At 30.7% G+C, this 24,572-nt stretch carries 24 protein-coding genes and 1 pseudogene; 17 read left to right on the top strand and 8 right to left on the bottom strand.

Annotated elements, in window-relative coordinates; genetic code table 11:
• Window positions 1-11: 11 nt before the first annotated feature.
• The 16 genes from FNB79_RS11575 to FNB79_RS11500 all read left to right on the top strand — a co-directional run bounded on the left by FNB79_RS11575 (window position 12) and on the right by FNB79_RS11500 (window position 17,555).
• Window positions 12-875 carry an MbnP family protein gene (locus tag FNB79_RS11575; protein WP_143381461.1) on the top strand — a complete coding sequence of 288 codons (864 nt, stop codon included), beginning with the start codon at window positions 12-14 and terminating at the stop codon, window positions 873-875.
• Window positions 876-950: 75 nt separating this feature from the next.
• Window positions 951-1,970 (top strand): cytochrome-c peroxidase, encoded by a 1,020-nt coding sequence (locus FNB79_RS11570; RefSeq protein ID WP_143381460.1) that lies wholly within the window; start codon window positions 951-953, stop codon window positions 1,968-1,970.
• 137 nt (window positions 1,971-2,107) lie between these two features.
• On the top strand, window positions 2,108-3,307 hold the full coding sequence (locus FNB79_RS11565) for a hypothetical protein (RefSeq protein ID WP_143381459.1): 1,200 nt from the start codon (window positions 2,108-2,110) through the stop codon (window positions 3,305-3,307).
• A gap of 125 nt (window positions 3,308-3,432) precedes the next feature.
• The gene (locus FNB79_RS11560; RefSeq protein ID WP_143381458.1) at window positions 3,433-3,906 is read left to right on the top strand and encodes a hypothetical protein; all 474 of its coding nucleotides are present in this window, start codon (window positions 3,433-3,435) and stop codon (window positions 3,904-3,906) included.
• Window positions 3,907-4,061: 155 nt separating this feature from the next.
• Window positions 4,062-4,997, top strand: a complete 936-nt coding sequence (locus FNB79_RS11555; protein WP_143381457.1) for a hypothetical protein — start codon at window positions 4,062-4,064, stop codon at window positions 4,995-4,997.
• Window positions 4,998-5,294: 297 nt separating this feature from the next.
• Window positions 5,295-7,331: a glycoside hydrolase family 65 protein gene (locus FNB79_RS11550; protein WP_143381456.1), complete on the top strand. Its 2,037-nt coding sequence runs from the start codon at window positions 5,295-5,297 to the stop codon at window positions 7,329-7,331.
• Window positions 7,332-7,482: 151 nt separating this feature from the next.
• A complete protein-coding gene (locus tag FNB79_RS11545; protein WP_246073269.1) occupies window positions 7,483-9,249 on the top strand; it encodes a glycoside hydrolase family 13 protein in 1,767 nt (588 codons plus the stop codon).
• A 193-nt stretch (window positions 9,250-9,442) separates the two neighbouring features.
• On the top strand, window positions 9,443-10,036 hold the full coding sequence (locus tag FNB79_RS11540; RefSeq protein ID WP_143381455.1) for a hypothetical protein: 594 nt from the start codon (window positions 9,443-9,445) through the stop codon (window positions 10,034-10,036).
• Window positions 10,037-10,079: 43 nt separating this feature from the next.
• Window positions 10,080-10,661 carry a DUF922 domain-containing protein gene (locus FNB79_RS11535; protein ID WP_143381454.1) on the top strand — a complete coding sequence of 194 codons (582 nt, stop codon included), beginning with the start codon at window positions 10,080-10,082 and terminating at the stop codon, window positions 10,659-10,661.
• A 144-nt stretch (window positions 10,662-10,805) separates the two neighbouring features.
• Window positions 10,806-11,567 carry a Bax inhibitor-1/YccA family protein gene (locus FNB79_RS11530; RefSeq protein WP_143381453.1) on the top strand — a complete coding sequence of 254 codons (762 nt, stop codon included), beginning with the start codon at window positions 10,806-10,808 and terminating at the stop codon, window positions 11,565-11,567.
• Window positions 11,568-11,729: 162 nt separating this feature from the next.
• On the top strand, window positions 11,730-12,404 hold the full coding sequence (locus tag FNB79_RS11525) for a phosphoglycolate phosphatase (RefSeq protein WP_221932580.1): 675 nt from the start codon (window positions 11,730-11,732) through the stop codon (window positions 12,402-12,404).
• Between the two features lies 1 nt (window position 12,405).
• The gene (locus FNB79_RS11520; RefSeq protein ID WP_143381452.1) at window positions 12,406-13,860 is read left to right on the top strand and encodes an FAD-dependent oxidoreductase; all 1,455 of its coding nucleotides are present in this window, start codon (window positions 12,406-12,408) and stop codon (window positions 13,858-13,860) included.
• 87 nt (window positions 13,861-13,947) lie between these two features.
• Window positions 13,948-14,934 carry a hypothetical protein gene (locus FNB79_RS11515; RefSeq protein ID WP_143381451.1) on the top strand — a complete coding sequence of 329 codons (987 nt, stop codon included), beginning with the start codon at window positions 13,948-13,950 and terminating at the stop codon, window positions 14,932-14,934.
• Between the two features lie 47 nt (window positions 14,935-14,981).
• Complete coding sequence (locus tag FNB79_RS11510) at window positions 14,982-15,659, top strand: response regulator transcription factor (RefSeq protein ID WP_143381450.1); 678 nt, start codon at window positions 14,982-14,984, stop codon at window positions 15,657-15,659.
• Complete coding sequence (locus tag FNB79_RS11505) at window positions 15,656-16,927, top strand: sensor histidine kinase (RefSeq protein ID WP_143381449.1); 1,272 nt, start codon at window positions 15,656-15,658, stop codon at window positions 16,925-16,927. Before FNB79_RS11510 ends, FNB79_RS11505 begins: the two co-directional genes overlap by 4 nt.
• Before the next feature lie 163 nt (window positions 16,928-17,090).
• On the top strand, window positions 17,091-17,555 hold the full coding sequence (locus tag FNB79_RS11500) for a PepSY-like domain-containing protein (RefSeq protein WP_143381448.1): 465 nt from the start codon (window positions 17,091-17,093) through the stop codon (window positions 17,553-17,555).
• A 551-nt stretch (window positions 17,556-18,106) separates the two neighbouring features.
• Here FNB79_RS11500 and FNB79_RS11495 read toward each other — a convergent pair.
• From FNB79_RS11495 to FNB79_RS11485, 3 genes are all read right to left on the bottom strand, one after another.
• A complete protein-coding gene (locus tag FNB79_RS11495; protein WP_143381447.1) occupies window positions 18,107-18,898 on the bottom strand; it encodes an SHOCT domain-containing protein in 792 nt (263 codons plus the stop codon).
• Window positions 18,899-19,294: 396 nt separating this feature from the next.
• A complete protein-coding gene (locus FNB79_RS11490; protein WP_143381446.1) occupies window positions 19,295-19,969 on the bottom strand; it encodes a thioredoxin family protein in 675 nt (224 codons plus the stop codon).
• Between the two features lie 5 nt (window positions 19,970-19,974).
• Entirely contained in the window at window positions 19,975-20,478 is a 504-nt protein-coding gene (locus FNB79_RS11485) for a TlpA family protein disulfide reductase (protein ID WP_143381445.1), read from the bottom strand.
• A 253-nt stretch (window positions 20,479-20,731) separates the two neighbouring features.
• Here FNB79_RS11485 and FNB79_RS11480 point away from each other — a divergent pair, with 253 nt between their 5' ends.
• A complete protein-coding gene (locus FNB79_RS11480) occupies window positions 20,732-21,151 on the top strand; it encodes a DUF2147 domain-containing protein (RefSeq protein ID WP_143381444.1) in 420 nt (139 codons plus the stop codon).
• 77 nt (window positions 21,152-21,228) lie between these two features.
• On the opposite strand, the pseudogene FNB79_RS11475 reads toward FNB79_RS11480, so the two are convergent.
• The 5 genes and pseudogenes from FNB79_RS11475 to FNB79_RS11455 form a co-directional block, all read right to left on the bottom strand.
• A pseudogene (locus tag FNB79_RS11475) lies at window positions 21,229-21,426 on the bottom strand (T9SS type A sorting domain-containing protein); the annotation flags it as partial.
• A 206-nt stretch (window positions 21,427-21,632) separates the two neighbouring features.
• The gene (locus tag FNB79_RS11470; protein WP_143381442.1) at window positions 21,633-22,121 is read right to left on the bottom strand and encodes a GNAT family N-acetyltransferase; all 489 of its coding nucleotides are present in this window, start codon (window positions 22,119-22,121) and stop codon (window positions 21,633-21,635) included.
• 139 nt (window positions 22,122-22,260) lie between these two features.
• Window positions 22,261-23,715: an FAD-dependent monooxygenase gene (locus FNB79_RS11465; protein ID WP_143381441.1), complete on the bottom strand. Its 1,455-nt coding sequence runs from the start codon at window positions 23,713-23,715 to the stop codon at window positions 22,261-22,263.
• A gap of 34 nt (window positions 23,716-23,749) precedes the next feature.
• Window positions 23,750-23,959, bottom strand: coding sequence for a helix-turn-helix domain-containing protein (locus FNB79_RS11460; protein ID WP_143381440.1), 210 nt, complete (start codon window positions 23,957-23,959; stop codon window positions 23,750-23,752).
• A 3-nt stretch (window positions 23,960-23,962) separates the two neighbouring features.
• Entirely contained in the window at window positions 23,963-24,460 is a 498-nt protein-coding gene (locus tag FNB79_RS11455) for a DUF2975 domain-containing protein (protein WP_143381439.1), read from the bottom strand.
• Between the last annotated feature and the right edge of the window lie 112 nt (window positions 24,461-24,572).

Raw genomic sequence — 24,572 nt, 5'->3', positions numbered from 1 at the left:
AAATCAAAAAAATGAAAAATCTAAAAATTTATGCCCTATCTGCTTTAGCGTTATTAGCTTTAGTTTCTTGTAGTGACGATGATATGCCTGTGGCAAACGAAGTTACTTTAGAATTTACAAATACATTTTCTGGAACTACAATAGTGTTAGGAGATGCGACTTCTACAGAAGCCACTGTGAACACTTCAGACGCAGGTCAAGAACATCATTTTGAAGAATTAAAATATGTTATTAGTAACATTCGTTTAATTAAAACAGATGGAACAGAAATTCCATATAACACCAACAATCTGGATACTGGAGCAACTGTTATAGATCAATCTAAAGAAGAAACATTACAGTATATATTAAGTGATATTCCTACAGATGAGTACAGCCAAATAAAGTTTGGATTAGGTGTAAGATCTGATTTAAATACTTTAGACCAAGTTAGTTTCCCTGAATTTTATGCAACTGCTGGAGCTAACGACACTCAAATGCATTGGGAATGGGGAACCGGATATCGTTTTACTAAAATTGAAGGTTTTTACGATGCCGATAACAAAGAGCTATCGTTCCATTCTGGTAGCACTGTAGAAGGTGAAGAAGGTAGCTATACACAAGGTGTAGATGCTTATAGAGATATTACACTAGACTTACCAACTACAGCTATTGTTGGAAGTAACGGACCAACAATTAAAATTGAAGCTGATTTTGATTATTTATTAAGCGGTAACAGTTATACCATTACACTAGTAACTACAGACGATATTACAAATAATGCTACACCAAGCGCACATACAGCTACAGAAATGGAAAAATTTGTAGATAATATTGGCGGTAATGGTAGTACAGACCTTACAGGAATGTTCTCTATTATTGAAGTAGAAAACTAAAAACATATAATTCGGAGTCGGTTAAGTACAAACCTCTAACCGACTCTTTTTTTATACTCATACGCCTTTATAAACATGAAACTCATTATAAGAAATATTGCTTTACTCTTAATCTTATCTGGATGTAGTGAGGACCAATCTGAACCTGTTTCTTATATAAATCCAGAAATTACTCTTAATATTCCATTTGGGTTCCCCGAATTTAACAGCGCAGTTTACACCAATGTCCCAACAACCTATGGTGTAGCATTGGGAGAAAAACTATTTCATGAAAAAAAGCTTAGTACAGATAATACTATATCTTGTGCAAACTGCCATATGCAAGAACATGCTTTTGCAGATCATAACGAGAAAGCAATAGGTATTGAAAGTAGAATTGGACTTCGTAATCCTCCACCTATACAAAATATGGCTTTTATGAATTTTTACAATTGGGATGGAAGTAAACTTCAATTAGAAAAACAACCGCTAGTACCAATTATAACTTATGAAGAAATGGACTCGTCTATTTTAGAAGTTATAGCCAAACTCGAAGCCGATGGCACTTATGAAGAACTGTTTAACAAAGCGTTTAATGGTGAAGGTATTACTGCCGATAATATTTACAATAGTATTGCTCAATACGAGTATACCTTAATCTCTGCAAATAGTAAATATGATAAGATAAAACGCAATGAAGGTGAAACATTTACAGCAGATGAAGCTGCAGGCTATGCCGTATTTCAAGACAAATGTATAAGTTGCCATAGTACAGAATTATTTACAGATCAAAGTTTTAGAAACATTGGTTTTCCTCTAAATCCAGATTCTGAAGAAGGTGGTCGTGCTCGAGTAACTTTACAAACAGACGATTATATGAGTTTTCGTGTTCCCTCTTTACGTAACATTGCTTACACTGCGCCTTATGGAAGTTTCGGTCAGTTTAAAACACTTAAGGAAGTATTAGATTATTTAGATGCAGGTGTTTTAGATGCCGACAACTTAGACCCTATTTTAAAAGCAAACAATAATCGCATTCCGCTTACAGAAACAGAAAAAAACAATTTAATTTCATTTTTAAATACTTTAAGCGACGAAACCTTCATCACACCATAAAAAGTAAAAACCTAATTTACAACTAACTACACCTTAAATAAAACATATCAAGAAAAAACACTATTCCAATTAATTAAAAAATTGTTTTTTTGGCGTTACTATTGACATGTAATTGATATCATTACATTTCTAAGACTATGAAAAAAACTTTACTTATATTATGTTTAGCGTATAATTTTCTGGCGTGTAATACTGCAAAACAAGTTGAAAAAGCAGTGTATTCAGGAGATTACGATTATGCTATTACTACAGCGGTAGATAAGCTTAAAAACAATAAAGACAAAAAGAGTAAACAAGAATTTATTGTAATGCTTGAAGATGCTTTTACTAAAGGAGAAGCAAGAGATTTAAATCGGATTAACTATTTAAAAATGGATGGTAATCCTGTACATTTTCAAGAAATTTTTGATTTATATACCACTTTAAATTCTAGACAAGAAGCCATTAGACCGCTATTACCTTTACAAATTAATGGGAAAAACGTCGCTTTTAACTTTAAAGATTATAATGCATTAACACTTGCTGCAAAAAATAATCTCTCTAGTTACATATATACTAGTAGTGTGAAATTACTCGCTTCTAAAAATAAATCAGACATTCGTATGGCCTACGATAATTTGGTGTATTTAAACGAAATTTCACCTAATTACAAAAACACATATCAGCTTATTAACGATGCAGAGCGACGTGGTATAGATTTTATATTAGTTACAATAAACAATCAAACCCGCCAAATTATACCATCTCGATTACAACAGGATTTATTAAATTTTGACACCTATGGATTAGATAAACAATGGAGCGTATATCATGCACAAAAAGTGCAAAATGTAAATTACGATTATGCGATGCAACTTAATTTAAAACAAATTAATGTTTCTCCAGAACGTATCAATCAGCGTGAAATTTTTAGAGAACGAAAAATTATAGATGGTACAACGTATAAAACAGACCGAAAAGGTAACCCTGTAAAAGATAGTCTAGGAAATTTTATTAAAGAAGATAAAATTATAGATATTAATTACAGGTATATAGAAACTGTACAAAGTAAAGAGGCTCACATTTTAGCAAATGTGGTATACACCGATTTAAAAACAAAACAAATTATTGAAAATTTCCCCATAGATAGTGGTTTTATTTTTGAAAACATTTACGCAGAATACTATAGAAAAAATAGATACGATCAAAAAGACGAGCGAGCACTTACCAAAGCAGAGCTTGAACTGCTACGAAATAGACCCATGGCTTTTCCAAGTAATGAGCAAATGATATTTGATACTGGAGAAGATCTTAAATTAAAGCTAAAAGATATTATTAATAGCTTTGATACATATTAAGATGTTACTGCTATTAGAGCTAGAAACATCTATACTTTTCTCTTGATGTATATCAAAACAATTAAACATCAAATTTCTAAAGTATCTTATACAAAATTGTAACCCGTTCAATTTTATAAAAAATTATGAGGAGTGAACACAGATTAGTCTTAGATTTTAATACTATTATAAGAGCCAAAATTTATTTCTTTTTAAAAAAATCTGTTTGGAGATATATAATTTTAACAGGCATTATGGGTATTATTTTACCTATGTATGGCACGCACCCAGTAGTATCTGCCGCAATATATTTTCTAATCGTTATGCTTATACTATGGCCCTTACAATTTTATAGTGCTAAAACGATGCAGAAACAGTTTCATTTTGATGCTTTAGTAACATTTACTCAAGAAGAGATTATAATAAAATATACAAATAAAGATCTCGTAGAAACAAAAAACTGGAATTGGGTAAAGCAAATAGATCTTAAAAAAGACAGCATTTGGCTTATACTTAATGAAGCTCGTCCCTTTGCTATAAATATACCAAAAGCTAAATTACAGCAATCTGAAATCGATTTTTTTATAGCTAAAGAAACATCCCGTTATAAAAAAGGCTAATATAATTTAAAAAAATATAGCGATAAAAACCTATATTAAAGCCTATTACGTTATAACATATACTTATTTTTGTAATAACCGTTTTAAAATTACGTCTACATTTATAACTAGTAAGCAAAGCACGTACTAGTTTAAATATTTAAAACCTTTATCTTATGAAAACATTTATATGCCTAGTCTTCAGTCTCTTTATTATAATTTCTTGTCAGTCTAAACAAGAGCAACAAACACCTGTAGAGCGTGTTACCACAACAACATCACAAGCTAAACCTGCTAATGAAACTCCAAAACCAACAGATTTTAAATCGTATTGGTATGGTGGGAAAGCTGAGTTAAGTAGCTACGAATTAAAACAGTCTAAATATGGAAAAATTCGTGAAGGAGAAATCGTATTAATATTTGTTACAGAGCCTTTTTCGTTAAGCAAACACGTAAAATTAGACCGCCCAAATGATGCAGGCGACGATAAGATTACAGTAATGAAACTAAACCAAGTCCGTAAATTTACAACCGGAATATACGATTACTCAATTCTGACGTCAACTTTTACTCCAATCGACTATAAAGCACATCCTTACACATTAAAATCTACAACAAGTATTCAGGAATGGTGCGGACAAACATTTACGCAATTAAATTTAAACGGAGCGACTTATAATTTTAAACACTTCTCTTATTTTGAATCTGAAGGAGATGAGACTCAAGATATTGACGTGGCATTGCTTGAAGAAGATTTAATGACACGAATTCGTATACAAAATGGAACATTAGCTACTGGAGATATAACATTAATTCCGTCTACAATTCATAGCCGTTTTTCACACAAAAATATGGCTGCTGCCAAAGCTAATATTAGTAAAACATTAACCGAGGACACCATACAATATACAATACGTTATGCAGAATTAGACAGAACAATAACCCTTGATGTCGAGAATAAATTTCCCTATAAAATTATGAAATGGACAGAAGATGATGGCGATGGCTTAATAACCACTGCCACATTAAAATCTAGTTTATTAGAACCGTATTGGAATCAAAAAAGTATTGCAGATGAAGCAAAACGAGATGAATTAAAATTAGTTCATTAAGTGTCTTAATCTATAAACAGTAACTCTTGGGGCTTATTCTTAATTTGAATAAGCCCTTTTTTTATTCAGAACACTCGTGCAATTAAATTAAAACTCATAATTCTCATTAGCAATCTATAATTGAGCACATTACATATAACAATACAAGTAAGACCTTATATTATCTAATGTTAAAATAATGATTAATTATAGATAAATATATTACTAATACTACATTTATAATTCAATTTAGATCATATCAATTCAAAATTAACAACTAAAAGCTTTAAAATTTAATAATTAAACAACACCTATTACATGAAAAAATTACTCAAATTTATACTCCTTTTCTTTGTCTTTTACGGCAGTGCCCAAAACGATGGATGGCATATAACTGCTACAGAAAATTCTGATTATACAGGAATATCTATAGCTAACGGTAGAATTGGTTTATTATCTTCTCCAAAACCTTTTGAAATTAAACATATTGTATTAAATAACGTGTATGATATAGATCCAAAACATAAAGTAAGTCAAATTCTTCATGGCATGAATTTTGGAAATCTAGAGATGTACATTGATGATGAAAAAGTATCTGAAAAAAATATAACCAATTGGTCGCAAACCCTAGATATGAAAAATGCAGCGCTTACTACTAGTTTTGAGTACAATAACAAAGCTAAAATTAGTTATACAATGTATGCACTTCGTAATTTGCAATACTCGGCATATATAGATTTTAATGTGCAAGCAAAATCAAATATCAATATAAAAGTCACCGGTAAAATATTAACACCCAATACATTTAAAACTCCCGAAAATACTTTTGAAATTATAAAGGATAATGACATTACAATGCCAGTATTGCAAAATAAAGCAATGAGCCCTCACAACAAGCATTATGTAAGTACTTCCGGGACTTTTATTTGGCATCATATAAATTCTACAAATGAGAACTTACGTCCTAAATTAACCCATAATGTTGTATCAGATTATGAAAACACTTTATCTTTTAATACGACCATAAGTAAAAATGAAAGCTTAAATTTTTCATGGACAGGTGCAGAATGTACAAGTAAAAATTTTTCTGATCCCAAATCAGAATCAGAGAGAATGGTAATTTATAATTTACTAACACCTAAAGATGTTCTTTTAGATCAGCATAAATCGCTATGGCATGAGTTATGGCAAGGAGATATCATAATTGAAGGAGATTTACAGTCTCAACTAGATGCACGCTTGGCATTATATCATTTGTACGCTTTTAGCCGTGGAGATTCTGATTTAAGTATTGCTCCCATGGGACTTTCATTACAAGTTCCTTATAATGGACATATTTTTTGGGATACAGAACTTTGGATGTTTCCTCCGCTTCTTATGCTAAATCAAGACATTGCACGTTCATTAGTTAATTATAGATTTGATCGCTTACAAGCAGCTAAAGAAAGAGCTATAAACTATGGCTATAAAGGTGCAATGTTTCCTTGGGAAAGTGATGACACAGGCGAAGAAGCTACACCTCCATTTGCACTTACTGGACCTTTTGAGCATCACATTACAGCAGATATAGGTATTGCTTTCTGGAATTATTATCGCGTGACTAAAGATAAAAAATGGCTAACCGATAAAGGATTTCCAGTACTTAAAGAAATTGCAGATTTTTGGATTAGCCGAGTTAAAGCAAATAATGATGGGAGTTATTCTATAAACAATGTTGTTGGCGCTAATGAATATGCACCAAATGTAAATGATAATGCTTTTACTAATGGTGCTGCTATCACAGCTTTAGAATACGCTACTAAAGCAGCCCTTGAGATTGGTATAACACCTAACCCTAAATGGAAATTAGTCTCTGAGCATATAAAAATCTTGAAACTTACAGATGGTACGACTAAAGAACATGAAAAATATAAAGGTGAAATAATTAAACAAGCAGATGCTAATCTACTTTCCTACCCTTTAAATATTGTTAGAGATAAAGAAAATGTATTAAAAGATTTAATTTATTACGAACCAAAATTATCAAAAAATGGTCCTGCTATGGGAAAGTCTATTTTTTCAATTATATATGCTAGACTAGGTGATGTTGATAATGCTTATAGATTATTTAAAGACAGTTACATACCAAATATGCGACCTCCTTTTGGAGCATTATCAGAAACAACTACATCTAATAGATCTTACTTTGCTACTGGTGCTGGGGGATTGTTACAAAGTATAATTTTTGGTTTTGGAGGTTTAGAATTTACAGATCAAGGCATTATTCAGAAAAACCCAATACTTCCTAAACACTGGAAATCGTTAACAATAAAAGGTGTTGGATTAGAACGTAAAACGTTTAAAATAGAAAAATAATTGTATTTTTAAAGATATAAAACATACATAGTATAGGGCTAATTATATATTAATCACAAAATGTGCTCGATAACATAATTCGTTTTACAACGAATTTTAAAGTTTATTATAAAATAACTAAACATACATGTACAGCAAAAAAACAATAAATATGAAATTTAAAATTTTAATTCTTAGTGTGCTTTTTCTTATTACAGGATGTAAACAAAACAACGAAAAAGAACACTCAAATTTAAAAAATGAGACCACTCAAACTATAAAAAAAGAATGGTGGAAGGAAGCAGTCGTATATCAAATTTATCCACGTTCATTTAAAGATTCAGATGGAGATGGTATCGGAGATATTCCTGGCATTATTTCAAAATTGGATTATCTGGAGGCATTGGGAATAGATGTCGTATGGCTAAGTCCACATTTTGATTCTCCAAATGCCGATAATGGTTATGATATTCGAGATTATCGAAAAGTAATGAAAGAATTTGGCACAATAGAAGACTTTGACACTTTACTAAATGGTTTACATGAACGTGGAATAAAACTTATTATAGATTTAGTGATTAATCACTCAAGTGATGAGCATAAATGGTTTCAAGAAAGTATGGCATCAAAAGAGAGTCCATATAGGGATTATTACATTTGGAAACCGGGAAAAGAAGGTAATCCACCAAACAATTGGACTTCATTCTTTGGTGGTTCAGCTTGGGAAAAAGCAGGTCCAGATGGCGAATATTATTTACATTACTTTGCTAAAAAACAACCTGATTTAAATTGGGAAAACCCTAAACTAAGAGCTGAAGTATATGATCTCATGAGATTTTGGCTAGATAAAGGTGTAGATGGTTTTAGAATGGATGTTATCGCTCTTATTTCTAAACCTACAGACTTTAAAGATATGGATGTTGAAGGATTAAAACATCCAGAATATACATACGCATACGGTCCAAGATTAAATGAATTTTTAAAAGAGATGAATAAAGAAGTGCTCTCTAATTATGATGTCATGACTGTGGGTGAAGCTTATGGGGGAAACGCAGAAAAAACATTGGAAATTACTGATGAGCGTAATAATGAAATTGATCTCGCTTTTTGGTTTGATGCCGTGCGCGTGGGTAGAGACAACTTTAAACAAAATGATTGGACTTTACCGGAATTTAAAAAACTTGTAAAAACTCAAAGTGATGTTAGCTACCACAATTGGCCCACTTTTTTTCTATCTAATCATGATAATCCAAGGGCTGTAAGTAAGTTTGGAGACGATACTCCTGAATATAGAATCCCATCTGCAAAATTATTAGCCATGTTATTATTAACTCAGCGAGGTACTGCATTTCTATATCAAGGAGATGAAATTGGGATGACTAATTATCCGTTTACGTCTTTTGATCAATTTGATGATGTAGAAATTAAAGGTAATTACGACAAAATTATAGCCAATGGAGAAAGTCCAGAATCCTATTTAGAAGATTTAAATAAAATGGCTAGAGATCATGCACGTACTCCTATGCAATGGTCAGATCAAAAACAAGCTGGTTTCACTTCTGGAAACACAACTTGGCTTGGGATCAACCCTAATTTTAAAGCAATTAATGTAGAACATAATCTTTCAGATTCAAATTCTATTTTTCATTTTTATCGTAAAATACTCGATATCCGAAAAAATAACGACAATTTAATATATGGAGACTATAATGATATCGCAATAAATCATCCTGAAATTTTTGCATATACAAGAACGGGGAAAAACAAAACTTACTTAGTCGTTTTAAATATGTCCAGATCTACAGTAGATTTTAAAATTAATAAACAATACAAAGGTTATAATTTAGTAATAAGTAACCTCACAGAAGAATTGCAAACTATAGATTCACAAACAATCAAACTACAACCTTGGGAGGCTAGGTTGTATGTAAGTAATTAATTTTTAAAAGGATAAAAAACTCATTATATAGAATTAAAATGCAATAATTAGGTATAATGAGTTTTTATATTTAATGATTTTACGACTTCACTTAACAATCTGAATTTTCAAATTTTCAATCATTATTTTTACAATTTCCATTTTAAAAGTTTTGTATTCGGTATTTTAGCAATACAAAACAAAAAAATGTACTATGACTTTTAAAAACAGCATCCTTACCGTTTTATTTTTAAGCTTCTGCACCGTTGGATTTGCACAAGACTATAAAAAGAATATTGAATCTGAATTTAATGATTATTTGAACTCAATTGTTAATATGGATTTTGAAAAATCTATGGAATATATCACTCCAGAATTTTTTGAAATCATCCCAAAAACACAATTAATTACAATTATGGAGCAAACTTTTAATAATCCATCCATGGAATTTGAGATTATTAACCCCAAAATAATATCGGTAGCAGATGCTGAAAAAATTGATTCTAAACATTATGCAATTCTTTCTTATTCTAGTGAGATGAATATTAAAATTAATAGCTCAGCTGAAGAAACTGAAACGCAAGAAAACAATAGACTAAGCTTAACTAAAGCTTCTTTCGAACAAACATTTGGCGCAGAAAATGTATCTTATAATACAGAAACAGGTGTTTATAATATAAATGCTGTTAAAGATGCTTATGCCATATCTGAAAATGGAAAAACAGATTGGAAATTTTTAGTGATAGAAAAAAGCCAAAAAATAATTTTGGAAAAAATATTACCTAAAACATTAATTGATAGATTATAATTTTAAGAATCTACCACTATAAAACACGCTGTATCAATTTTGTATGAAATACCGCTTTATACACGCACTTTACATTATAATTACCTATATAGGTTTTACAATGTCTGTGCAGGCACAACATGTTAAACCCATACAATTAGAAACGGAAGATGGTATTATTTGGACAGCTAATAGAAAATTAAAAACATCAGATTTTCTAGGTAAAACAAAATCTAAGGCTTCTGGCAAAGCCTTAACAGGTGCTAATATTATTATAATTCCGTATACGTATAACAACGGGAAATATCAATATCAGGTTTTAGCTAAATTTTATAAAAAACTGTCCTGGATAAATACAGACAGTAATTACATTTTAGACCATGAACAATTACATTTTGACATTGCTGAACTGTTTGCTAGAAAAATGAGGCAAGAAATCCATTTAGTAAAACAACGTTCTGGGACTGTTTTAGAAACGGATTATAGACGGATTCATAAAACATTATTCCAAGACTATATAAATTTTCAAAAATTATACGATACAGAAACTAAACATTCTACAATCAAAGATGCACAACAAAAATGGAATGTTTTGATCGCTAAAAAATTAGAATCTTTAAATGCATATACGTTGAATTTATTGTAAACTAAAAATACAGAACCAAATAAACGGTTATACCTAGATAACCATCTCTAAAAATAAATCTAAACAGGTTTCCTAATGTAATTATACCCCCACTTAGCAAGCCACAATTTATTATATAACAAATTTAACCTGAGATTACATAAAATGGCCCTTTTTAAATCTAAAAACCCTGCTTTAAAAGCTGAAATTTTCACAAAAGCTAAAACCTTAAATCCTGCACATATAGAATCTGTTATGACTATTAATGGTACCGTTAACAAAACGGCCTTATTAGGTATAATTGTACTCGCTGCCGCTATGGTGACTTGGAATATGTATCAAGAAAATTTAGATTTAGGTCGTATCCAACCCTATATACTAACGGGCTCATTAGCAGCATTTGGAGTAGCTGTAATTATAATTTACAAAAAAACTTTAGCTCCTTACCTTGCTCCTATATATTGTGCATTACAAGGCTTAGCCATTGGTGGATTATCTGCCTTAATGGAAGAAAGATTTCCTGGTATAGTTATACAAGCTATACTATTAACTTTTGGCATACTCTTTAGTTTGCTAACTATTTACAAACTAGGTATTATTAAAGCAACAGAGAACTTCAAACTTGTTATAGCTTCTGCAACATCAGGAATAGCGCTGTATTATATTATCTCTGTATTTGGAAGTTTCTTTGGGTTTAACCTTCCATTTATACACGATAATTCTATAAGTGGCATTCTATTTTCTTTATTTGTTGTTATTATTGCAGCCTTAAATTTAGTAGTAGATTTCGATTTTATAGAGAAAGGAGCTGAATTAAAAGCTCCAAAATACATGGAATGGTATGCCGCATTTGGGTTAATGGTAACTCTAATTTGGCTTTATCTAGAAATTTTAAGGTTACTAGGTAAATCAAAAAGTAGAGATTAAAACAATATAATATTTCACCTATTTAATCTAATTAATGAGAAATTATTATTTATTTATACCATAAATTATAATAATCTAAAAACTTAAAGCGAAAGTCCGGTTGGGGTCTTAAATAGGCTCAATTTTATTAAAACTTCCCCATATTTGTTATAAAAAACAAGCATGGTGAATTTCAAAGATAAAGACCTTATTATATTTGATTTTGATGGTACATTAATTAATAGTATTCCAGATTTAACTTTGGCTATTAATAAAATGTTAGCACACTATAATGCACCTCCATTAACTATTGAAGATGTAACACCTTTTATAGGAAATGGCGCAAAGCCGTTAGTAAAACGCGCTATAATACGTGCTATGCCTGATACCGATTTATCTGATACATTTTTAGAGGAAGCCTTTAACGTCTATTTTTCTGCCTACAAAGCGGAAACTTGTAAAGACACTTTCATGTATCCAGGAGTTTTAGAGACTTTAAAGTATTTAAAAAGCAAAGGCTATACTTTAGTGATTTGTACCAATAAACCGTATGGATTTATAGCTCCCATACTAGAGACTCTAGGAATTAAAGATTATTTTAAAACTTGGGTTGGAGAAGATTCTTTACCTAAGAAAAAACCTGATGCTTTACCACTTTTACATTTAGTTGAAACCATGCAAACCACTGTTGCTAAAAGTGTAATGGTTGGAGACTCTAAAAATGATATTTTAGCGGCACAACATGCAAAAATGGATAGTATTGGTGTAAGTTATGGTTATAACTATAACGAAAATATTGCAGATTACAATCCTACAGTGGTAGCAAATCAATTTGCAGACTTACAAGATCTATTTTAATATGAGTAAAATTTACAATGTTGGTATTATAGGTGGTGGTGTTTCTGGTGTTGTAATAGCACTTGAATTAGCTAAATATGGCATAAATAATATTTTGTTTGAGCAAGAACAAAGTGTGGTTAACGGCCCACCGTTTTGTCATTTACATGCTGGCGGAAATCTCTATCCAGATATATCTGATGAGCAATGCCGTTTACTCATGAAGCAGTCTATAGAGATGGCTAGGCTATTTCCACAATCTATAGATGAAAGGCCAACGTTTATTAGTATTCCTAAAACAGAAAAGTATACCGTAGAAAATATACAAAGCCGTCTGGATATGCTGGTAGATTACTACAAATCTCTCATTCAAGAAGATCCTAAAAATAAAATTTTAGGTGACCCAAAGGATTACTATAAAATATATTCTAAAACCGACTTAAATACCTTAGTAGATCTGCCTACAGTTAAACGCCCAATCACTGCAGACCAATGGATGACTAATGCCATTAAATTAGTAGATTATAAACAACTTAAAACACCTGTAATCTTAGTCCAAGAATATGGTTGGAATTTATTTAGATTAGCTGCTCAAGCTCAATTGGCTTTAAATAAATCAGAACATTGTAATTTAAAAACCAATACATTTGTTACAGACATTAAAGATGTAAGAACTTTAAATCTGGAACATAATTGGGAAATTTGTACAGCAGATGCAGTATATAATGTGAAATATCTGGTTAACTCAAGCGGATTTAAAACAGGCACTATTGATGAATCTTTACATATTAACTCCGAACGTTTAATAGAATTTAAAGCCGCTTATGTCTCTAAATGGCACCCCATTCCGGGTTTGATTCCTGAGCTTATTTTTCATGGTGAACGTGGAACACCTCATGGTATGGCTCAATTAACGCCTTATTGTGATTCATATTATCAAATTCATGGTATGACAGAGAATATCACGCTGTTTAAAAACGGATTAGTACAATCTAAAGCAGATATGGTGCAACCTGAATTTAACGATGGAATTACTCAAAAATTACAACACGATTGGGATGCAAATGAAATTAAAATTAGAACAGAAAATGCAATAGAATTTGTTGGAAAATATATCCCATCATTTACCACCGCAACCGTAGGAGGACCACCAATGTATGGAGCCCAGCAAATCTCTGGAGACGATCCCAGTTTACGTGTAGGCGAAGTACGTTTCCCTAGTAAATGCTATGCGAGAAGTGAAATTATTAAAGCTTCTTCTGCCCTAACAGTCGCCAATCAAATCATTGATAATATTGAGGATGAAGGTATTGTTACAAAAATCACTAACCACATTAAAACCAATGCATTACTTGACAGCATCAATACACAAGATATTGATCTTCTAGCAAAACAATTGGCTGAAGAACGCGGATATCCAGGGGCACTCTCTAAATTAGTTATAGAAAAAAATAAAATTAATAATGACATAACATAATAACATACAGTTCAACTTACATTAGACCATACACTTTAATTTATGAACACAAGGCATATAGATACTCTTAATATTTTACTCATCGTTATGTCTTTGCTCATTGCCATTATAATCCCTTTTGAGTTGTTTTTGTTTTCCTATGCAATCTTAGGACCTTTGCATTACTTAACAGAAATTACATGGCTAAGAGAAAAAAATTACTTTTTCAGTGCACATAAAAATTGGGTATACGTCTTTATTATATTATCCCTATGTATCGCTATAGCACCTATAGTTCAATTTAGTAATATTACCCTTAATCCCGCCTTAGAACAAGCCCTTATTATATTAGGAAAACAAACCAAAATATTCTTAATTATTGGTTTTTTGTTTGCTCTTAGCTTAATATTTTTAAAACGCAATAAACATCTAGCACTAGCTTTAATAGTTATAACCTTAGTAACTTTTTTAACTATTACTTACATACCTAAGCCTTTCTTTTTAATTGGTGCTTTTTTACCTACACTTATACATGTTTACATATTCACATTTTTCTTTATAATATATGGTGCCATAAAAGCTAAAAGTACATTAGGCATCTATTTAGGTTTAACATTACTTTGTGTGCCATTTATTATTGCTTTCATTCCATTTAATTATACCTATTATACACCTTCCAAAACGACTTTCGATAATATTAATAGTTTAAACATGAATGGCATCTTTGCTTTTATAGCCAAAGTGTTAAATAACTTTAAAGACGGTACTTATGTAACTTTATCGGAAATTGGAATTAGAATTCAGATTTTTGTATCTTTTGCTTATACCTATCATTATTTAAATTGGTTTTCTAAAACATCAATTATTGGGTGGCGAAAATCTATCACAAAAAAAAATGCCATCATAATTCTAGCAATATGGATTTGCGCTGTATCACTCTGCATTTACGATTTTAATACGGGCTTAATAGCGTTGTATTTTCTTAGTTTTTTACATGTACTACTAGAGTTTCCTTTAAATATTATCTCTATACAAGAAGTTTTACGTGCTCCTAAAAATAAAAGCTTACTTTTTTTAATTAAGTCAAATAAATAATCTCTCCATAACCAATACGTTTCAAATTTCAATATTACTTTTGTAAAATGAAGATTTTAATTGTTGAAGACGAAACAGAGTTACAAGACACGATAAAAAAATCGCTTATTAAGGAGCACTACACAGTAGAGACAGCTAACGATTACACGACTGCTTTCGATAAAATATCGATGTATCAATACGATTGTATTCTTTTAGATATAATGCTACCTAAAGGAAATGGCTTACATCTATTAAAACACTTAAAACAACTTGGAAAGTCTGAAAATGTGATTATCATTTCGGCCAAAAACTCATTAGACGATAAAATAAATGGACTCACTTTAGGAGCAGACGATTACTTAACAAAACCCTTTCATATTGCTGAACTTACAGCACGAATTACAGCTGTATTACGTCGAAAAAATTTTAATGGATCCACACAAGTACAAATTGGAAATTGTACAATAGATGTGCTAGAACGCACCTTAGAAATAAACTCTGAAATGGTTCATTTAAATCGAAAAGAATTTGATATTCTTAATTATTTCTCATTAAATAAAAACCGTTTAATTACAAAATCTGCATTGGCAGAATATGTTTGGGGAGACCATATAGATCAAGCAGATAACTTTGATTTTATATATTATCAAATAAAAAATTTAAGAAAAAAATTAGAAGATGCTAATGCCAAAATCTGTATTGAAACCGTGTATGGTATTGGTTACAAATTAATAGAAAAATGAAACTGCTTAACCAATCTTTAACTTATCTTTCTGTGGCTTTCTTCCTTATTATTGGAGTATGGTCTATAGTATTTTATATTAATATTAAAGATGAAATCAGAGATAGTATTGATGATGGTTTAGAGAATAATAAACTTCTAATTTATTTAAAAGTACAAACAGACTCTACTTTACTTGCACAGCATGAATTTGGAGGAAATAACTTTGAAATTCACCCCATAAAAAATCCAAATATAGGCTATAAAAAAGATGTTTATAAAGACACCTTAATGTATCGCCACAATGAGGATGATTTAGAACCTGTACGTATATTACACTCTACATTTAAACATAAAAATCAATTTTATCACTTAAAAGTTATTTCGTCTTTAATTGAAGAAGACGATTTAATTGAAGATGCGTTTTACAGTTTACTTTGGCTATTTATCATACTTATATGCAGCATATTTATTATTAATAATATGGTATTGAGAAAAGTGTGGCATCCGTTTTACGACATACTTAACAAACTAAAAAACTACAAATTAAGTACGCAAAACACCCCTATTAATGTAACGACACAAACCAAAGAATTTATCCAATTACAGGATGCAACCAATACCTTAATTGCACACACCACTAAAGCATTTATAGCTCAAAAAGAGTTTACAGAAAATGCATCTCATGAGCTGCAAACACCTATAGCAATTATCATTAACAAACTGGAATTGTTGTTAGAATCTGACCATTTAAATAATGATGATGCACAAACTATTACAGAAGTTATAAGTATGGCAGACCGCCTGAAAAAACTAAATAAAACACTATTATTACTTACAAAAATTGAAAACAAACAATTTTTAAAGCAGGACAATGTCTCTATAAACAACTGCGTTCATACGTTCTGCAATCAATTTATTGAATATACAGAGTATAAGCACATTGAAATAAAAATAGAAGAAGCTACTAATTTATATGTTAATATAAATAGTGCTTTAGCAGATATTCTAATCTCTAACTTAATTAAAAATGCCATTTTTCATAACATAGAACAGGGTAGAATTATCATTTTAATAGCGCATCAAAAATTAACGCTTATAAACACGGGGCAAACTACACCTCTAGATGCTACATCTATATTCAATAGATTTACTAAAAACGAATCTAAAAGCAAAAGTACTGGTTTAGGTCTCGCCGTCTGTAGTGCTATTTGCGATCTCTATAAGTATCAATTAAGTTACCAGTTTATTCAAAATGAACATCATTTTTCTATACAATTTAAAAATTAAATTGCTATAAATTAAATTCCAAATTCTTTCCAGATTTACATACCATATTTGTGTACATAAAGAAAAAAAGTAATACCCAGACATCTGAATTTTTAAAATAAGTATAGCAATACTAGCTTATTTTTTATCAGATTAATTTTTAATTAAAAGACACAAAATTTCTATGAAAACAGTAACAAAGACAACAGTTTTATCATTTCTAGCTGGTTTAACATTTTTTACAGCTTGTAGTAGTGATGATGACGGAAATTCAAATGAAGTTTTATTAACAGACGATGATATTCCTACAGAAATCACCACCTATGTATCAACTCATTTCGACACATCTACCATTACTAGAGCAGAAAAGGAAACTGAAAACAGTAAAATTACTTACGATATTCTATTGGATTTAAATGTAGAATTAGAATTTAATAGTGATTTTGAAGTTACAGAAATAGACGGTACTTCACAATTGCCAGATTCTGTAATTCCTGAGTTAATTTTAGAATATGTTACTACAAATTACCCTAATAATGTAATTACAGATTGGGAATTAGAAACCAATTACCAACAAGTAGAATTGAATAATGGGTATGAGTTAGAATTTGATTTAGAAGGTGAATTTATCCGTTTAGACAAAGATTAATTAATACACCATATTAGTTTTTAAAAGCTCATAAATTTAAAACTTATGAGCTTTTTTTATACCGCTAATGTAAGTTGCACTAATAAAATTGGCTTCAAATTTTAATTACTTATTTTTATTAAATTTTATTTTTAAGAAATGTTACAGTTTAATTTAGACAAATGATTGCGTAACAATTAGGAATAATGTTACAGAAATTAAATATACTGAAACACAAATAAGACTAGACATAAAGTTTATACGTATTTTTGGAGTAGTACTTCTGCAGGTACTGAACGTGTTAGCGGATTATATTTTGCAGATTATGTCGCTTTTGGATATGCTGTAGATCACGATGGAGAAGATATACATGGTACTGGTGCCTTCGTTTTGATACTAAAATAAAAGATGGACCTGCTGTGCAAAACGAAGAACGTATTACAAACTATGTGTGTTTGGTTAGAAATGCCAATTAATTACTTTAAACCTCTTATAAAATCGAATATGTAATACAAATAAAAAAGCGAGACTCGATGGCCTCGCTTTTTTATTCTTTTATAACATCATGTTAATTATAATCTATTTAATAAATCTATTTTTTTACTATTAAATTCGTCTTCAGTAAGGATACCTTTGTCTCTTAAACCTGATAACTTTTCAATTTTAGCAAAAATATCTTCCTCTAATTCTGAAGTACTGCCCTGTGAAGCATTTTGAAATTCAGGATCTAGAGTCTGAGAATCAGCTTGATTTTGAGGAGCGTCTTGAACGTGAGTTGGTATTGATTGCTGATTATTATCATCAGAAACAACTGGTAGAGTGCTTAAATCTACAGTGCCATATTGACTTGTAAATGTAACATTATACTGACCTCCTTGCTGCTGCCCTACACCACCAATTTGGTGATCTAGAGTGTTAAAAACAGTCACTTTTCCATTGTCTTGAATGGCTAAACGGTGTATGTTATAAAAAATAGCATAACTTGTTCCATTCTGACTTCCTGTAGAATTAGGAACACCTAAATCTCCCCACCAATTTCCAGAAAACTGTGTCCCATTTTGATTCTGTATTTTAGGCAATGGTTTATATTGTATAGATCCCTGATTTATTAAATTAGATAATTCCATACACAGTCCATCTACAGTATATTTTAACTGATTGTTAAACATATCTCCAACCATAGTCATTCCGCCTTGCATCCATTGACCTCCACCTCCTAATTCAGGAATGTTAAATTGCGCCATAGTCCCATTACTTAGCATGAGTGAATGCGTTAGCTCTGTAACCGCATTTACACTTATCCCAAAACGATTTGCTATATTTATTATGTTTTGGAAACTAGTATCTGTAAATATTGCATTCATATCTTTTATTTTTTTATTAAAAGCTTTTTAGCTTAAAAATGATATGCCAAATGTACTACTTAGTCTAATCATTAAATCATATTCAGTTATAAGTTTTTATTAAATTAAAAAAAAACCAAACACTAACATACTGATTAATAATTATTTTAATATAATTAAATCCTTTACAATTATATTTATCTAATTAAAAAAAACTATAAACAAATTGTTAAAAAAGCTCTATCTTTCTTTATTAAACGATTTTACATCTAATCGTTCTGTTTCAAATAATAGTACCCACTCATACATTATAATCTTATTATTTTAAGTATAAAAATTATAGACTAAAATTAAAAAAGAAACATCCGTTTAGTATATGACCAAACGGATGCTTTTTAATTTAACTTAGTATTAAATCTAAATAGCTTTTACAGGACAACCTATAGCTTTTGTAAAGTTAGGGTTGGGTTTAGCACCTTCTTCCAAAGCTTTAATTGCATTTTCAACATATTTTACTTTAACATCATTAGCAGATCGTGCATTGTCATCTATGGTACCAATATATTGTACGGTTTTATCTTGATCTAATAAAAATACATGAGGTGTTCTTAATGCTCCGTATTGAGGGAATATTTTTTGTCCTTCATCTGCTAAATATACAAAAGGAAAGTTTTTTTCTTTAGCACGTTTTTGCATAGCAGCAAAACTCTCCTTTTCATTAGTAGCACTCACATTTGGATTAATTGCAACTACTGAATACCCTTTAGAAGCATAAGTATTATGCAAACTAATCAAGCGATCTTCATACATTTTTGCAAACGGACATTCATTACAGGTGAAAACCACAATATATCCCTTAGCATTTTTAATATCTGATAAAGAAAATAGCTTACCATCTACATTTTTTAAAGCAAAATCTGTAGCAACATCTCCTATTAAATACCCACCTGCTTCCTCTAAAGTTTCTGTTTGCACAGGGCTGTGACCGCCTCTTGGTGGTGGTCCTTTTCTATCTTGTGCACTAGCACTAAAAGGAATAAATACGCTACTAAATAAAAAAGCGACTGCAAATGCTATGTGTTTTGTTTTCATTCTTATTAATTATTAAATGTGTTATTAATCTCTTGTTCTAAATCTTCTAAATTTTTAAATGCGCGTTCATGAAACGTACGTTTATTTTTATTAAAAATAATGGTAAATGGTATGGCTCCAGACCAATTGGGGTCTATTTTATCTATCCAAGTATTAGCATCTGGATCATCTAACATTACCACTTTAGAAGTAATTTTCTTTTCATTAAGAAAAGGTAAGAGTTCAGATGTAATATTTTCTGGAAAATCCATACTTACTAATAGTACTTTAACATTAGGATGTTGCGCTTCATAATCCTTAATAATTGGTAATTCTTTTACACAAGGTGCACACCACATAGCCCAAAAATTAACGATATGTATGGTATCAGAATCTGTATATAGCAAAGGTTCTATCTCATCAAAGTTATAAACAGGTATGGTTTTAGCAGTGGTTTGCGCAGATAAACTCACACAACTTAATGTAATACACAGCATGGTGATGCTTAACATGAATTTTCGGATGTTCATTCTATTATAGTGAGATTTTTATAACATATAGGATAACGAATTTAAATAAAGGTTTAATCAGGTTTGCGCTTTTAAGTAATCTTTAACATTACACTACAGCTTTTTAATGGTTTAATATCCTATACACATACACTCCCAACATCAAATTCACACGTTTTCACAACAAAACATTGCTTTTATTAATAATTTAATATATTTTAACCCTTAATTTTAAATATTACATAACATTAAACCAACTAAAAGCATGAACTACATGAAACAACTATGTGCCCTTTTATTAATAACTATTAGTATTACAACAAATGCACAATCCATTATTGGTCAGTGGGAAACGTATGACGATAAAACCAATGAAAAAAAAGCACTGATAGAAATATCTAAAACCAACGATACGTATTCAGCTAAAATTATTGATAAATATGTAGGAGATATGGATTCTGTTTGCGAAAAATGTGAAGGAGATAAAAAAAATAAACCTATTATAGGTTTGGTTATTATTGAAGACATTAAAAAAGATGACGATGAATATAATGATGGTACTATTCTAGATCCAGAATCTGGCGATGTTTACAGTTGTTATTTAAAATTAGTAAATACCGATAAACTGAAAGTAAGAGGATTTCTTGGTGTGTCACTTTTTGGAAGAACTCAGTATTGGTTGAGAAAAAAATAAATAGTTATTAAAACTTAACAAATAAAAGGCAGTAGAAAACAATTTTCTACTGCCTTTTTTAATAAATGCGTATGATTTTATTTTTTTATAATACGTTTAGTAATTGAATCATGGTCTACGGTGAGCCTAAAAATATAAATACCAGAATTTAATTTTGATATATCTACCGCTTCTCCTTCTATCTTTTTATTTAAAATGGTTTTACCTACAGCATCATAAATAGTCAAGATTTTATAGGTATTAGCACCTTTTAAATATATAGTATGTGCAGCTGAATTAGGCCATAATACAGCTTCTTAATTTGTAATTGCTGAAGTTGCTAATGTATATAAAGTTAAAGTTGTTTGTTAAAAATTGGTGTTAATTGAGGCCTTAACTAATTGAGTAACTTACTATAATATAACCCAAACAATACACAACTAATTATCAATATATTAAATTGAATAAACTAAAACACATTTAATTTTTAACATTTTAATAATTAATCAATTCCTACAATTTTACTTCTACGTTCTAGCAACAATGTATTTCTCCAAACTCCATCCAGTTTTGCAATTTTTTCTCTAAATCCAATAAGTCTAAAATTAAATTTTTCATGTAGTTTAACAGTGCCTTTGTTTTCAGGAAAAATACTTGAATATAAAGTCCAGATGTTATGGCTTTCAGAAGACTGTATCACACGATCCATTAATTGAGATCCAATCCCTTTTTTAAAAGCAGAAGGATCTAAATACACACTAACTTCGGCAACGCCTTGATATATTTCTCTGCTAGACACTGGAGTTAATGCAATCCAACCGAGTATAAGACCATTGTTTTCATAAACAAATCTAGAGTGCGCTAAATGTTTAGTATCCCAAATAGACCAAAGCGGAACGTTAATTTCGAATGTGGCATTTCTAGAATCTAATCCCATTTTATAAATCTCTAGAACTCTTGATCCATCTGCATCAGTCATTGTTCTTATCATAATAGTTAAATCACTTATATTTGAGAATTGATAGACTTATTTTCAGTTAAAAATACTAAAACTTCTATACATAAGACATGCTTTGCATATCAATAAATGGAAACAAAACGAATGACTATAAACTTGAAACTTTCTCGTATTAATCTCCTTTTTTTGTGAATACTTGTCCGCGGGGCGCATTCACTTCTTGAAGCACAATTTCTGAATGTAAAAATTTAGCGGCAGCAGCAGAATCTTTAACTTTTTTGGCACTGCGCGTTAACATTTCTGTTTCAAAAGGTCTTAAAATAGTAGCTCTTAAACCTTTTGTTTTCCAATCTGTTTTAAAACCACTACCCGCTGTTATTGCACGCGCCAAAGACAAGGCATCTAGTAAGGCTTGATTTGCTCCCTGTCCTTTAAACGGACTCATAGGATGAGCCGCATCTCCTAAGAGGGTAACTTGATCTTCCTGCTCTAATAATTCTGAAGTAAGCAAAGTTCGATCGTATACTGGATAACCTGAAATTTTAGATGCTACAGTCGCAGTAACAATTTGTGGTATAGGTGTGTGCCATTGTGTACGCTTTATTGCTTCTAATTTTAATGCTTTAGGTCCTTTGCTACTCAATGTTATTGCATCTGCTTCTTCCATAGGAAAACTTAGTTGCCACATAATTGTATCGGAGTTATAAGGCATCACATATATACGTTCATTACCATTAGCAGTCTGAAATACAGTAGCTCCATCTAGTAGCCGAGATTCTAATCCTTTAAGTGCTTGTAACGGACAAATACCTAAAATTACTATACAACCCAAATAGCGTAATGGGGTCTTATTTTCTCCTAAAAGTAATTTTCGTACTGTGCTACGAATACCATCTGCTCCAACTACTAAATCTGCTTTGTCATGCACAATGTCATCATTTACTTTAAAGTGTAGTTGTACACCTTCCCCTTCTAAAGTCTTATAATTTAAAAATTGATAGTTCCATTTTATAACATCTGCTTCTCCAAGCTGATTTAAAAGCGCTAAACGTAGAGCTTGTCTTGCAATATGTATATTATTCTTTTTAGATGCAGGAGGTTCTCTATCTAACCATTTTCGCATTCCCCATTCACCGATTACAGTTCCATCGGTAGTATGTACGACATGCCGTGTAGAGACCACTCCGGCATGTAATTTAGAAATTCCAAAACCAGAAATGGCTTTACTGGCTTGCTGTAAAGTTAAACCATAACCTTGGGAACGGGCATTAAAACAAGTGTCGCGCTCATAAAGCGTAAAAGGTATACCTCGGTGCAAACATGCCACAGCTAAAGCAACTCCACCAATTCCACCACCAATAATTGCAAGTTTGGGATACTGTCTTATATTGGGTTTAGGTAAACAACTAGATGCTACTAAACCCGTACCAGAACACGACTTACATGTATATAAATCGGCTTTAGGTTTTTCGGGCGCTACACCTTTACCTCCTGATGCTTCATAGTGTAGGCATGCTGTTTGGTATAGCTGTTTAGCTTTCTTACTTAGCTTTCGGCGCTGTTTACCGCGCCCTTTGCAAGCCTTACAGTCGCTCCAATAAGATGTTGTTTTTTGCTGAGTTGTCAATTGATTAAATTATTAGTACATTCATAACCATTCTTTATTCAGTGTCTACATATTCAAGTATATCTGCTGGTTGGCAATCCAACGTTTTACATATAGCCTCCAATGTAGAAAATCTAATAGCTTTTGCTTTACCCGATCTTAAAATTGAAATATTGGCCGTAGTTATGCCAATCGCTTTTGCTAAATCCTTACTCTTCATTTTACGCCTAGCGAGCATCACATCAAGATTGATACGTATAGCCATAACTTAAATCGTTAATTCGTGTTCTTCCTTAAAATGCTTAGCCATAAGTAACGTATGACTCTGAATTATAAAAAATAAACCAATTGTAAATAAAAAAAGAATAATAAACATATTGGCATCAAAAATAAATTCTAATCTACCCAAATAAAGCTTCTTCATAAAAATTAGAATTTGTATACAACAAGTCATTATAGCTGTAAACACAAAATAATAGCCGGAATGTTTTAAATTAGTGATGACCTGATTAGAAAAGTATTTTTTAGACAGTAAAAATTTTGCCATTTTTCTTAAAAAAAATAATCCTCTTAAAAATATTAAATAGGCTATAAGATTGAGCACGACAATACTCCATTCCCATACATTCCAATCTTCAACATTAAGATTGGCTTGATTAATATTTACTATTCCTGAGGGTAATATAAAAAATATACCTATTAATCCACAAAAGTGCAATACATAGAGTAGATCTACTAATGTTTTAAATATACTTGTTTTTTTCATTTTTAGAAATAAATGTTAAGTTGTAAAAATACAAAAATTATTGATAAACAATAATTTAATTACTGTTTATCAATAATTAATTTTAAAAGTATACGACTAATCCTATAGCCTT

This window comes from Formosa sediminum, from assembly GCF_007197735.1.
In the GTDB taxonomy this organism is placed as follows: Bacteria; Bacteroidota; Bacteroidia; order Flavobacteriales; family Flavobacteriaceae; genus Formosa; species Formosa sediminum.
Note: the sequence above shows the minus strand (reverse complement) of the source record. Positions and strands in the feature narration are given on the sequence as shown.